This window comes from Rhizobium sp. AG855 (assembly GCF_003610655.1).
In the GTDB taxonomy this organism is placed as follows: domain Bacteria; phylum Pseudomonadota; class Alphaproteobacteria; order Rhizobiales; family Rhizobiaceae; genus Allorhizobium; species Allorhizobium wuzhouense.
Genome location: NZ_RAQG01000005.1, coordinates 415229 through 428687 on the forward strand (window position 1 = coordinate 415229; position 13459 = coordinate 428687).

Sequence of the window (13459 nt, forward strand, 5' to 3'; positions counted from 1 at the left end):
CGGCGGGGTCACCTGTCCCGTTCCGCCCGGCAACGAGGCCGGACGGATCGGGGGAGGGTCTGTCAGTCCATGCGGTTACTTGGCCGAGGCGATAACCTTCTGGGCGTCTTCGAGCGAGTACTCGACATTGGCGACGCCGCCTGCCTGGGTATTGGCGAGGTTGGCTTCGAGGTTGTCCTGGTCGATGCGCAGGAAGGGCACCACGAGGTCCTTCTTCACTTCCTTGCCGTCGAGGATCTGCTGAGCGACCCAGAAGGCGAGCGTCGAGACACCCGGCGCGATCGAAACCGACATGGTCTCATAGCCGTTTGCGTCCTTCTGCTCCTTCCACCACTTCAGCTCGTCTTCGCGGTTGCCCATGACGATGACAGGCATCTTGCGGTTGGCAGCAGCGATCGCCTGGGCGGCACCATAGCCGTCACCACCCTGGGTCACGACACCGACGATGTCCGGCAGGCTCGGCAGGATGCCGGCGACGGCTTTCTGGGCGACGTCCTGAGCCCAGTCGCCATGCACCGAGCCGACGATCTTGAACTGCGGGAACTGTTCGACGCCGGCATGGATGCCAGCCGAAATCTCGTCATCGACGAAGACGCCGGCGAGACCACGGATTTCGAGCAAGTTACCGCCCTGAGGCAGCTTGCCGGAGAGGTATTCAACCTGGCTGCGGCCCATCTCCTTGAAGTCGACAGCGATGCGCCAGGCGCAGGGTTCGGTCACGATGCCATCGAATGAAACGACGGTGATGCCGGCATCGCAGGCTTCCTTGACGGCGCCATTCAGCGCGGTCGGGGATGCGGCATTGATAACGATCGCGTCATACCCCTGCAGGATCATGTTCTGGATCTGGGCTGCCTGCTCTGTGGCCTGGTTTTCGGCCGTCGTGAAGGCATCTGCCGCGGCGACCTGGCCGGACTTCACCGCTTCGCCGGTGACCTTTTCCCAGCTGGTCAGCATGGCCTGGCGCCAGGAGTTGCCGGCATAGTTGTTGGACAAGGCGATCTTCTTGGCAGCGGTGTCGGCAAAGGCCGTCATCGGAATGGCGGATACGCACAAAGCGGCTGTCGCCAGAAGAATTCTGGTGGCTTTCATCATCTCACTCCCTGTTGCCCGGCCTCCTTGGACCGGTTTCCTCCTGTCAGCCAAGCAAGGGCTTTAGCCGACCTCCCAGTCGAGTTTCCTCCTCTCGACGGGACCAAGATGGAATAGATCGCAGGATGTGTATAGGGCGTAGGTGGCAGCACATGTGCGGGATTTACGAAATAAGATGCGGGATCTCGCAAGACGTGATCCGGTCGTCTCTGTGTTATTAAGGCGATGGAGCCAGGAGGAGCGGGCGCCGTGGGAGGACTACCGATGCTCAACATTGCGCCGTCGGCGCTGCTCGACCACTATCTCGGGATATCGCGCTTGCTGGCGGGGCAGTTGGACTTCCGTTCCGCGATTAAGGCGGTAGGCGTTGAGGTATCGCATATCGTGCCGCATGACCATCTCGATGTTTGCATCATGATGGTGAGCGGACTTTACCATACGGCTTACGAGACCGGGCTGGACACGTTCTGGGGACAGGCCGCTCCCGCCCCCGTGACGAGTAGTCCGATCCGCACCTTGCTCTGGGGCGAAATCGACTTTTTCCTGACGCCCGATGCCCAGCTGGAGGGCCGCTATTTCAGTGATACCCCGTTTGTTCAGCCGATCTTCGAACACAATCTGCGCAGCCGTATCCACGTGCCGCTGAAGGTGGGGGGCGAGGTGATCGGGGCGCTCAGTTGCTCCTCGCATCAGGTGGATTTCTACACGACAAACGACGTCAAGAACGCCCAGTCGATTGCCGATCTGCTTGCCCCCTATTTCTTTGCGCTCCGGGCCGCCGACCAGGCGAAACAGTCGGCGATCGTGGAGGCAGAAGCGCGCGCCCGGGAAGAGGGATTACGGCTTGGTGCACTCAGTCTGACCGAAGCACTCGAGCGGGAGCGCCAGCGCATCGGCATGGATCTCCATGACCAGACGTTGGCGGACCTTACCCGGCTCTCGCGGCGGCTCGATCGCCTGATCCAGGAGCGGGACCTGAACGGCGAAGCGCTGGAGCCGATCGCCCGCAGCCTGCAGCACTGCATGCAGGATCTGCGTGAGATCATTGAGGAGGCCAAGCCCTCGGTGCTCCAGTTGTTCGGTTTTGCCCATGCGATCGAGAACCACCTCGACCGCGCCGTGCGTGACCAGGGATCACAGATCTGCTTCGATCTGATCGATGACACGGACGGGCTCATCGACCTGCTCGATCAGACAGTCCGTATTGCGCTGTTTCGCATCGTGCAGGAGGCGATCAACAATGCCGTGCGTCATGCGCAGGCAGCCGCAATCGAGGTGCGCCTGCGCAACAACCCGACCACGCTTGTCATCGAGGTTTCCGACAATGGCCAAGGCGTACCGCGCAGAGACCGCCGCACGGGCGGCGGTATCGACAATATGATGACCAGGGCCCGGCTCATCTCGGCCAAGTTCACTCTGGGACCGAACCGCGACGGCGGGGGCACCACTGTGCGCCTGCAACTGCCTTTGACCCATGGCCGGCGCAAAGCCGGAGGAGACAGCCAATGAAGGTCCTGATCGTGGAAGACGACCCGCTGCACCGCTCTTATCTTCTGGAAGCCGTCTGCGCGGCCCTGCCGGAATGCAAGACGGTGATCGAGGCCGAAAATGGCGCCGACGGCGAGCGCCTCGCCCGGGACCACAAATCGGCGCATGTCGTCATGGACCTGCAGATGAATGCGCGAAACGGCATCGAGGCCGCGCGCACCATATGGAAGGAGCGACCGGACACGCGCATCCTGTTCTGGTCGAACTACTCCGATGAAGCCTATGTGCGCGGCGTATCGCGCATCGTTCCTGACGGGGCGGCTTACGGCTATGTGCTGAAATCGGCCTCCGACGAGCGGCTGAAACTGGCGCTGCGTTCCATTTTTGTCGAGGCACAATGCGTCATCGATCGCGAGGTTCGCGGCATGCAGCAGAAGAGCCTGGGTCAGGTAAAGGGCTTCAGCGACAGCGAATACGAGATTCTGGTCGACATCGCGCTGGGACTGACCGACCGCACCATCGCGCGCCGCCGTGGTCTGTCGCTCCGCAGCGTGCAGAACAGGCTTCAATCGCTCTACGAGAAGCTCGATGTCTACCAGATGACGCCCGACGAGGGCGAGGAGGGACGCTTCAACCTGCGGGCCCGTGCCGTCACGGTGGCGCTTCTGCGCAAGCTCCTCAATTACAGCGCTCTGGAACGGGCCGAGACGGAACTTGTTGACTGGCTCCGTTCGCACTGAGCGACGCGCCTAAGAGGCATTTCTTCGAGGCCGCAGGCTGGATTGGCCTCCATGCCTTTACCTTTCCCGAGATCCCAGGCCCGGCCGAGCGTATTTTTCGCGCAGACCGGCGCTGGTGGCCTGCCCCGTTAAGATCTCGTTAACCAAAAATAGCTTGACGCGACTCAGGTGATGCACGAGGTTTTTACGGACAAGGGGCGATAATTGGCCTCATTGCCGTAACTGGTGCCACATTCTGTTAGTTGCTCGCAATTGCGTATTTCCAACGCCGCGAGAATCGCAGATGTCATAGACAGTCTGCCCTGCTTGTTCCGTGTTGCGCCATGATGGCGGCATGATCGGTGTGAGCGGGCTGGAAGAATGGAGAAGACCGATGGGTCAGCCATCGATCAACGCGATTTTGGAAGAGTCCATGCCCTTGCGCCCCGCCGACGAGACCATCGCGGAAGATGCCCAGGCGCTGTCTGCGCAGCTGCAGGCGATGCGCGAGCGGCTGTTTGCTCCGACCTCGCAGAAGACGCTTCGCAGTTTCACCTCTGGCGAAGCGGCGCGCCTCATCGGTGTGTCGGATGGATATCTGCGCCAACTCTCCCTTGCCGGCGATGGACCGCAGCCGGTCGTCGGCAGCGGCGGGCGACGCTTCTATTCTCTCAAGGATATCAATGCGCTTCGCCATTTTCTCGCCGATCAGGCGCGCGCGAAAGGCAACGAAACCAAGGCCCGCTCCTATGTGAAATGGCGGGATGCGGCGCGTGGCGAGCATCTGCAGGTCATTTCCGTCACCAACTTCAAGGGCGGTTCAGGCAAGACAACCTCGTCTGTGCATCTGGCGCAGCATCTCGCGCTGAGTGGTCACCGGGTTCTGGCCGTCGACCTCGATCCCCAGGCGTCGCTCTCGGCGATGTTCGGCTATCAGCCGGAACTGGACCTGGTCGGCAACGACACGATTTATGGCGCGATCCGCTATGACGGTGAGGCGCGGCCCCTGCGTGAGATCATCCGTTCGACCTATTTTGATGGGCTCGACCTGGTGCCGGGCAATCTGGAACTTCAGGAATTCGAACATGTGACGCCGCGCGCGCTTGCCGAGCGCCGACCGGGCGACACCCACGGGCTGTTCTTCACCCGCGTACAGGCGGCCCTTGCCAGCGTGGCCGACGACTACGACGTGGTGGTCATCGATTGCCCGCCACAGCTCGGCTACCTCACTCTCTCGGCCCTCTGCGCCTCGACGTCCGTCGTCGTCACCGTGCATCCGCAGATGCTTGACGTCGCCTCGATGAGCCAGTTCCTGTTCATGACCTCCGACCTCCTGTCGGTCGTGCGCGAGGCCGGCGGCCAGCTCAATTTCGATTTCCTGCGCTATCTCGTCACCCGCTTCGAGCCACATGACGGGCCTCAGACGCAGATCGTCGGCTTCCTCCGGTCGCTGTTCGGTGAGCGCGTGCTCACGGCACCGATGCTGAAATCGACTGCTGTTTCGGATGCGGGACTGACCAAACAGACGCTCTACGAAGTCGGCCGCGAGAATTTCTCGCGCGGCACCTATGACCGGGCGATGGAAGCACTCGATTCCGTCAACAGCGAGATCGAGGCTCTGGTCCATACGGCATGGGGGCGAACGACATGAACGGGCGCGACCGCAAGAACTCGATCAAGGCACTGTTCGGTGATGCCATTGCGCCGACACAGCCTTTGACGCCTCCATCCACCCGTCAGGCCGTGCCTTCAGCGCCGCAGGGAAGGGCGCCAGAAGTCAAATCGGTAGGCGTTCAGCCACTGCCGGAGAAGCCTGCATCCCCGATCCAGATGGATGTGGGCGGTTCGCCCTTGCGTGCCGCGTCCGGCGCTGTGAAGGCGATGGGTCTGTCGCTGAATACGATCGCTCGGGAAGCTGAAGAAGCGCGCCATCTGCGCCAGGCTCTCGAAGAGGGGGAACGCGTCTTGTCCCTCCCGACAAGTCGTATCGAGGCTTCCTTCGTTTCCGACCGCTTGAGTGCCGGTGATATCGACGATCCGCAGTTTGCCGAACTTGTCGAGAGCATGCGCGAAAGTGGTCAGCAGGTGCCGATCCTGGTGCGTCCGCACCCATCAGAGGATGGACGCTTTCAGGTCGCCTATGGCCACCGCCGGTTGCGTGCGGCCGCAGCCCTCGGCATCGAGGTCAAGGCGCTGGTTCGCAGCCTGACCGACGATCAGTTGATCCTGGCCCAGGGCAAGGAAAATGCCGAGCGCCGGAATCTCTCCTTCATCGAACGCGCAGCCTTTGCGCGTACCCTTGTCGCCCGTGGTTTCGACCGCCGATTGATCGGCGATGCGCTCGCCGTGCAGAAATCGGAGCTGTCGCGTCTCCTGCAGGTTGCCGATGGCGTGCCGGAAACCGTCATCCGCGCGATCGGCCCTGCGCCAAAGGCAGGGCGCGAACGCTGGATGAAACTCGTGGAGCTGTTTGGCGCGAAGGGTGCACCTGAGGCTGCCTCCGATGAAGTGGCCCGGGCAACCTTTCGCGCAGCCGATACCGATCGCCGGTTCGAACTGCTGCTGGCAAGGCTCGCTCAGCCTGCGGCCGCGCGCGGTGAAAAGACGGAGCCGACGGAGCTTTTGGCACCTGGCGGTCGGGCCTTTGCCGGCTACAAACGCCAGGGCCGGGTCGTGCGGATCGATTTTGCCAAGGATGTCGACGAGGCCTTTCTCGATGCTCTCTCCGAGCATGTGAGACAGGCCTATGCGGCGCATCTGAAGGCGCAGAATTGAGGAGGGGCGGGACCATCCTGCCCGTTCCGGCAAAGCTTTCGGACTGATTCGGACCTGATTGAGGTCTGGCTGTCCGGTGAGACACACGCGAAACCAGGAAAGGAAGCGCGGAGACAAGAAAAAAGGCCCCCAAAACGTGACCGTTTCGGAAGCCCTCTCGTATGTAGCAATCTGAGAGAATCACTTCCACCAGGCAAAGTCAAGAGTCGGCGGCATCATTGTCGTGTCCGGGTATTTTTGCTTGTGTCTGACGCTGCGTCCAAAGGGCCCGTCTTGCCTCTTCACCAGAGGACCGGATCATGATGGACAGACTTGCGACGACGCCTTTCGGCGGCGGCAGGATGTCTGCGCGGCTATTTTCCCGCCAGGCCTCCGTCTCCGAAAAGCAGGAGAAACTGCGCGCCGGCGACGGAGGCAATGACACGGGCGGCGGCGATAAATGGCAGCTGTTGCGCGCGCTGACCGAAGCACGTGCGCATTTCGGCTTGAGTGACCGTGCCATCGGCCTCCTCGAGGCGCTGGTAAGCTTCACGACGGATCGCATTCTCGATGGATCCAAGCCGATTATCGTTTTTCCGTCCAATCGGGAACTGTCGATCCGCGCGCGTGGCATGGCGCCAGCGACCATCCGCCGTCATCTGACGGCGCTGGTGGAGGCAGGCCTGATCTTTCGCCGCGACAGCGCCAATGGAAAGCGCTACTGCGTGCGGGACGATCGTGGCGTGGTCGACGAAGCATTTGGCTTCGACCTCTCCCCCTTGGCGCTCAAAGCCGCAGAAATCCATGCCCATGCGGAAGCGGTCCGCAGCGAGGCAAAGGCTTTGCGCATGCTGAGGACAGAGGTGACGCTGCACCTGCGCGACATCTCGAAGATCATCACGGCTGCAATCGAGGAAGCACGGGCAGGGGACTGGGAGATGCTTGTGGCCGAGTTCCAGGAGATGTCTTTCGGCAGCCTCCCGCGCTGCCCCGATCCTGCTGCGCTTTCGGCGCTGCGCGCCAGCCTCAAGTCGTTTCGCGCGAAGGTCGAAAATGCATATCTATCAAGCCTCTCTGAAGAAGAAATGAGCGGCAATGACCATCAAAGTGAGCGCCATATACAGAATTCAAACACAGACCAACCATTTGAATTAAACGGCAAAAGAGAATTAGAGGGGGCGGAGCCGGGGGGCGATCAGGATTTAGGGACAAAGGCACCTGAAAAGCGGGTTGCGATCAGCCTGGACCGGATGAGAAAGGTCTGCCCGCAAATCGGGGATTACGCGCAAGGAGGCCTGAAAACCTGGCAGGATCTGGTCCGTGCGGCCGATCTCGTTCGCTCGATGCTCGGCGTTTCTCCTGATGCCTGGGCCAAGGCGAGAAAGGCGATGGGGGAACAGGCCGCCGCAATTGTCGTCGCCATCATGCTGGAAAGGGTTGACGATATCCGCTCGCCAGGTGGCTATCTGCGTGATCTGACACGCAAGGCCGAAAGGTCCGCCTTCAGCGTCTATCCCATGCTGCAGGCACTTGAGCGGCAGAGCGATTGAGGAATTTGGATGTCTTTCGAGAACGTGGACGACGGGGTGGCAAAGGACGAAGGCGCGAGCGGCGGCGATGCCGAAAAGCCGACAGCGCGAATGTTGTCCTGGTCGAAGAACTCCGCGGCCTATCGCCTGGCTCGCCGGATGATGAGCGAACGTGAACTGGCCGATGCAATCAAGCGAAAGGCGAAATCCAAATTCGAGGGTATCACCGATGTTCAGCTCCGCGCCCTTGCGGAGCATGCGATAGCCTTCGGACGCAACATGAAGGCGCTCGACGATGAAAATTACGCCCAGGTCCGATCTGGGTCGGCCGCGCGAAGCGGAAAGTCGCCCCGGGCTGTCGCGCGCAAGCTGGCAGAAAAGGGTATCGAGCGCGGGATCATCGAGATGGCTGTCGGCGAAATCGACGAAGTGCGCGCCGTAGTCGTTTATGCACGAAAGAAAGGGTTCGGCCCTTTTCGCCGACCTGAGGTCAAGGCTGACGATGGCCGGTGGAGCAAGGAGATCGCGTCCTTTGCTCGCCAGGGGTTCGGCTTCGATCTCGCCAAGCGGATACTGGACATGGATCGGGATGAGGCCGAGGACATCCTGCTTCGCGCAGTTTGAACGGCTGCGGCTTCACCTACTGAAGACGCTCAATCCCTGGCACGCTGGAGCATGCCGAACAGATCCCGTGGATCGTCGGGATCGGCAATCAGGTCAACGGGCTGATAGAAGGTCGTGCCCCGCACGCGTTCACGCACGTAGCGCAGGGCGGAAAAATCCTCGATCGCAAAGCCCACACTGTCAAAGAGCGTGATTTGTCGCTGATCACGGCGGCCAAGGGAGTCGCCATTCACGACCTGCCAGAGTTCCGTGACCGGGTAGTCGGCCGGCATCTGCTGGATCTCCCCCTCGATCCGGGTCTGTGGCGGAAACTCGACGAAAGTGTCGACACGCGAGAGAATATCGCGATGCAGCTCGGTCTTGCCGGGGCAGTCGCCGCCGATCGCGTTGATGTGGGTCCCGGCGCCGACCATGTTGTCCGACAGGATCGTCGCATTCTGCTTGTCGGCGGTGCAGGTGGTGATGATCTGCGCGCCTTCGACGGCCGATTGCGCCGTTTCGCAGGCTGTCAGATGCAAACCGGACGCTGACAGGTTCCGGATCGTCTTCTCGGTCGCCCTGGGGTCGATGTCGAACAGCCGCAGATGCGTGACGCCAAGAACAGCCTTCATTGCCAGAGCCTGAAATTCCGCCTGGGCGCCGTTTCCAATCATGGCCATGGTGGTGGCGCCCTTCGGGGCGAGGTGCCGGGCGGCCATTGCAGAGGTCGCCGCTGTTCGAAGCGCTGTCAGGAGTGTCATTTCGGTGAGGAGAACCGGATAGCCGGTTTCCACCTCCGCCAGCAGGCCGAATGCGGTCACGGTTTGCAGGCCCTGCGCCATGTTCTTGGGGTGGCCGTTCACATATTTGAACGAATAGATCTCACCATCGGATGTCGGCATCAGCTCAATGACGCCTTCGCGGGAATGGGAGGCGACCCGCGGCGTCTTGTCGAACAATGGCCAGCGCCGGAAATCGTCCTCGATTACGTCCGTCAGCTCGGTGAGCACGCGCTCGATGCCGATGTGATGCACCAGACGCATCATGTTTTGCACGCTGACGAAGGGAACGAAGGCTTTGTCCGAAGGGGCAGGGGCAGTCATGCATCACCGGGTGCAAGAGTTCAGATTTCGCAAGTTTAAGAACAAAAGCGATTGGGCGTAATGCCGATAATCTGTCGGTTTGATCTGTCCATTATACAATATGACCGCATTTGTTTGACGAAGTGTCAGCCGAGGCTGTGAATGGCCACCGGGTTTGAGATGCTCTCGCGTTTTCGACGAGCGCAACATCCTAAGGAAGCGGCGACGTATCTCGCCGGTGACGCGCAGTGAAGTTTACTCACTCATTGACTTGATCGGCCCTGCGGTTCTCGGCGCGGACGATGGGCAGGCTTCTCCATTGGGCACCCTTGTCGGCACAACGCCTGGATGAAGAAGAATCTCGCTGAGCACGCGGGCTAATGAGGGCAAGCGTACTCATCTCAATCTCATAACCAACCCCTCAAAACCTGTCCTTGACCTCCTGCTGCGCACCTTCTCAGACCGTGGTCGGGGCCCCGGCCTTTATCATTAAAACTTGATTAAAATACCGAAATTCATGGCTTTTTAGCTTTGTGAATTAACTGTTCTTTCAATAATGGTCTGTGAACGCATAACCGGCTATGCCTGCAGGGTTAAGAAAGCGTTGCACTGTGCCCCGGGTCGAGATTTAACTGCGATCAACTTGTTAAGGGGTGAGTTACCATGTCCATCGAAGATCCGCGCCTGTCCAGCTTTGACAACAATTCTTCCGCTGACGATTTTGATTCTGCGGTTGAGCAGCATCTCGGATATGTACCCGAAGAAACCCGCGGGGTCGAAATGGCCCAGGCCGCGACGCCGAACGCGACCGACGCCGTCAAGACCGATCGCCTGCCGACAGAAACGGCAGCTGCATCGATCCCCACGGAAGTCGTCCCGGATCAGAACAATGTCGTGACCCTGCCGGTCGGCGTGTCGATCGACGACATTCGCCTCGAAGGTGGCAACCTAGTTCTCGTCCAGGCGGATGGAACCGAGATCGTCATCGTCGGCGGTGCTGCCAACATCCCGACCTTCGTCATCGGTGAAGTCGAGCTGCCTCAGCAGGCGCTCTTTGCCGCGCTCGAAGGCAACAACATCAACGTCGCCGCAGGCCCTGACGGTTCCTACTCGGCATCGTCCGGCTCGGCGAGCAATGGTGGTGATTTCAACGACAGCCCGATCAACAACGGTCCGGAGCAGTTTGCTCTGGCGGACCTGCTGGGTGATACCGATTTCGGCGACGGTGCGCCGAATGGACAGCGTCTGGGAGGCGATGGCGTGCCGACAATCCTGTCGCCGCTGACGAGCCCCATCATTCTGGACGAAGCTGTCGTCACGGATGAAATTTCGAACGACCGGATCTTTACGGGTCGGCTTCCTTTTGAGCAGGGTCCGGACTTCGGGACGATTTCCGGCGTTGTATTCACCGGAGCTTCCGATGTGGATGAAGGCGACGGGTTGAAAGTTCTGACCGGTTTCACCTCTGGTGGTCGCCCGATCACAGTCACGAGCTTCGCGGCTCCGACTGACGGAGCCGATCTGGACTTCCTGGCTGTCGAAGGCCGGGATTCAGCAGGCAACGTCGTTTTCACTCTGACAATCACGAACCGCGTCACCGGCGACTTCACGTTCGAGCTCGTTGGCAAGCTTGAACATCCGGATGCTGGCCAGAACGGTTCGCAGGACGATCTAGATGATCTTCTGCGACTCGGCTTCCAGTATACCGTAACCGATCGCGATGGCGATTCCGTTACGGGATCGTTCAACATCGACATTCAGGACGATGCGCCGACGATCGGTGTGCCGGCCGGTGACCAGGTCAGCGAAGATGATCTTTTCAGCAAGATCGACGAACCAACGCCGGAATTTGCCAAGTTCATTTCAGATTCCGAATCCGACTCTGGTTCTGACTTCCCCCCTGCGTTCAAGTACCCGACGGCTGAAGGTTCCCTTGCAATCCGCTGGGGTGCCGACAATGATTTGAAGAGTGAGACGATTGGTGAAACCGGCAATGCGACCGGTGATGATCCGGTCGGCCGGACCGTGAGCTTCACGGGGCTCAATACCTCCTCGACGTCAGCGGAAATTCAGGCTGCCATCCCGGTTCTGGCCAATCTCAGCTCGGATGGTTATCCGCTGAGGTACCGCATTGAGTACACGCGCGATGAATCAGGTAAGTGGAATGGCGGCTATCAGCTGATCGCATTCAAGGCATTCTTTGACGGACCCTTTGAAGGCGAGCGGCTTTTCGCCGAAGACGGCGAAGCCGGTCAGCTGATTTCCATGAAGGACTTCGACGGTGCTCGCGTCTTCGTGATCACGCTGGATCCGACGTCGGCAAACGGTACCTATACCTTCCAGCTGATCGGGAATCTCGACCACTATGCCCCGGTCGCATCGACGGAGGGCAGCGAAGGTCAAGCCGCCGGCAACACGGTTCCGTCTGACAGCATCGGCGCGGCAGTTGTCTTTGACGGCGACGGGCCGCGGATTGTTGGGAAGCCAGTTGACTTCCTCGACTTCAAGATCCCCTTCACCGCGACCGATTCCGATGGTGACAGGGTCGATGGTACCGTGACCGTTCGGGTCGAAGACGATGCTCCGGTCGTCGTTGGCAAGCCCATCGCTGCGACGGTTGATGAAGACGACATCCTGACCCGCGACGAGATCGGTCATGGTTCGAACGGCACCAGCCCGAACGACGGCAATGCCGATGGTTCCTATACCGGGGATAGCTGGAACAACCTTCCAGGCGCTGCAACGGTTTCCGGCTATCTCGGTAATCTGGTCGATTTTGGTGCCGACAACCAGAATACGCGGTTCTCGATCATCAATACAGACGCTGCATTGAAGACGCTGTCCGACCTCGGGCTGACGTCGAAGGGCCAGCTGATCAGCTATGAGGTTTACAACGGTACGCTCGTCGGCTTCGTGAATGCTGGCGAAGGTGGGCCCCAATATACACCTGGCGGAGACCGGCTTGTCTTCTCGCTCGAAGTTTCGCGATGGGGCGACTATTCCTTCAAGCTCAATGATCAGGTCGATCACAATCCGGGTTCCGCAATCGGCGAGAACACCGACCTGCAGGAAAAGGTTGTCGACGGCGGCGTCATTGCGATCGACTTCGGCGGCGTTGTCCAGGCAACCGACGGTGATGGAGACAGCGTTGCCCTGACCGGGCACCTCTCCGTGACAATCCGGGATGACGTCCCTGAACTTAGCGGCACGTCGGAACTGCGTGTGGTCGACGAAGACGACATCGACACGAGCGGCTCTCTCGGCAACTTCCCGAATGACGGCGATGGCGACGGCTCGTTCACCGGCACGCCGGGTGTCAACAACGGCGGCCCTGCCTCGATCACCGGCTCGCTTGCCGGGCTCGTCAAGGGCGGTGCGGACGATGGTGTGACGTTCTCGTTCATCAACGAGGATACGGCGCGCGGCCTGCTGACGCAGCTTGGGCTGAAGTCTGAAGGCGCAACACTGAGCTACGACATCAAGGATGGTGTCCTCTATGCGTTCGAGAATGTCGGCCAGCCGGGCATCAGCTACGATCCGCAGAATGGCGACCGCGTGGTCTTCACGCTGAAGGTGAACGCCAACGGCTCGTACGAGTTCAACCAGTTCGACCAGCTCGACCACATCGGTCAGACGAGTGTGGACCTGCCGATCAAGTTCGGCCAGATCGTTCAGGCGAAGGACTTTGATGGCGACAGCATCACGCTGGGCGACAAGTTCACGATCACCATTCACGACGACGCACCGGAACTGAGCGGCACGTCGGAACTGCGTGTGGTCGACGAAGACGACATCGACACGAGCGGCTCTCTCGGCAACTTCCCGAATGACGGCGATGGCGACGGCTCGTTCACCGGCACGCCGGGTGTCAACAATGGCGGCCCTGCCTCGATCACCGGCTCGCTCTCCGGGCTCGTCAAGGGCGGTGCGGACGATGGTGTGACGTTCTCGTTCATCAACGAGGATACGGCGCGCGGCCTGCTGACACAGCTTGGGCTGAAGTCTGAAGGCGCGACACTGAGCTACGACATCAAGGATGGCGTCCTCTACGCGTTCGAGAATGTCGGCCAGCCGGGCATCAGCTACGATCCGCAGAATGGCGACCGTGTGGTCTTCACGCTGAAGGTGAACGCCAACGGCTCGTACGAGTTCAACCAGTTCGACCAGCTGGATCACACCGGCCAGACGAATC

The 13459-nt window shown here is 60.4% G+C and carries 8 protein-coding genes and 1 pseudogene; 7 read left to right on the forward strand and 2 right to left on the reverse strand.

Annotated features, from left to right (window positions below; all coding sequences use genetic code 11):
• Window positions 1-75: 75 nt before the first annotated feature.
• Complete coding sequence (locus DFO46_RS21150; protein WP_120278990.1) at window positions 76-1092, reverse strand: ABC transporter substrate-binding protein; 1017 nt, start codon at window positions 1090-1092, stop codon at window positions 76-78.
• A gap of 264 nt (window positions 1093-1356) precedes the next feature.
• On the opposite strand from DFO46_RS21150, the gene DFO46_RS21155 reads away from it, so the two are divergent.
• The 6 genes from DFO46_RS21155 to DFO46_RS21180 all read left to right on the forward strand — a co-directional run bounded on the left by DFO46_RS21155 (window position 1357) and on the right by DFO46_RS21180 (window position 8206).
• The gene (locus tag DFO46_RS21155; RefSeq protein WP_120278954.1) at window positions 1357-2601 is read left to right on the forward strand and encodes a GAF domain-containing sensor histidine kinase; all 1245 of its coding nucleotides are present in this window, start codon (window positions 1357-1359) and stop codon (window positions 2599-2601) included.
• Complete coding sequence (locus tag DFO46_RS21160) at window positions 2598-3320, forward strand: response regulator transcription factor (protein ID WP_120278955.1); 723 nt, start codon at window positions 2598-2600, stop codon at window positions 3318-3320. The genes DFO46_RS21155 and DFO46_RS21160 overlap by 4 nt, the downstream gene beginning before the upstream one ends.
• Window positions 3321-3693: 373 nt before the next feature.
• A complete protein-coding gene (gene repA, locus DFO46_RS21165; protein ID WP_110792919.1) occupies window positions 3694-4950 on the forward strand; it encodes a plasmid partitioning protein RepA in 1257 nt (418 codons plus the stop codon).
• The gene (gene repB / locus DFO46_RS21170) at window positions 4947-6074 is read left to right on the forward strand and encodes a plasmid partitioning protein RepB (RefSeq protein ID WP_120278991.1); all 1128 of its coding nucleotides are present in this window, start codon (window positions 4947-4949) and stop codon (window positions 6072-6074) included. Before repA ends, repB begins: the two co-directional genes overlap by 4 nt.
• A gap of 341 nt (window positions 6075-6415) precedes the next feature.
• Window positions 6416-7603, forward strand: coding sequence for a plasmid replication protein RepC (repC, locus tag DFO46_RS21175; RefSeq protein WP_245422680.1), 1188 nt, complete (start codon window positions 6416-6418; stop codon window positions 7601-7603).
• Window positions 7604-7612: 9 nt separating this feature from the next.
• Window positions 7613-8206 (forward strand): regulatory protein RecX, encoded by a 594-nt coding sequence (locus DFO46_RS21180; protein ID WP_120278957.1) that lies wholly within the window; start codon window positions 7613-7615, stop codon window positions 8204-8206.
• 29 nt (window positions 8207-8235) lie between these two features.
• Here the strand turns inward: DFO46_RS21180 and DFO46_RS21185 are convergent, their stop codons facing one another.
• Window positions 8236-9288 carry an ornithine cyclodeaminase gene (locus DFO46_RS21185; protein ID WP_120278958.1) on the reverse strand — a complete coding sequence of 351 codons (1053 nt, stop codon included), beginning with the start codon at window positions 9286-9288 and terminating at the stop codon, window positions 8236-8238.
• Window positions 9289-9930: 642 nt separating this feature from the next.
• On the opposite strand from DFO46_RS21185, the pseudogene DFO46_RS23985 reads away from it, so the two are divergent.
• A pseudogene (locus DFO46_RS23985) lies at window positions 9931-13459 on the forward strand (hypothetical protein); the annotation flags it as partial.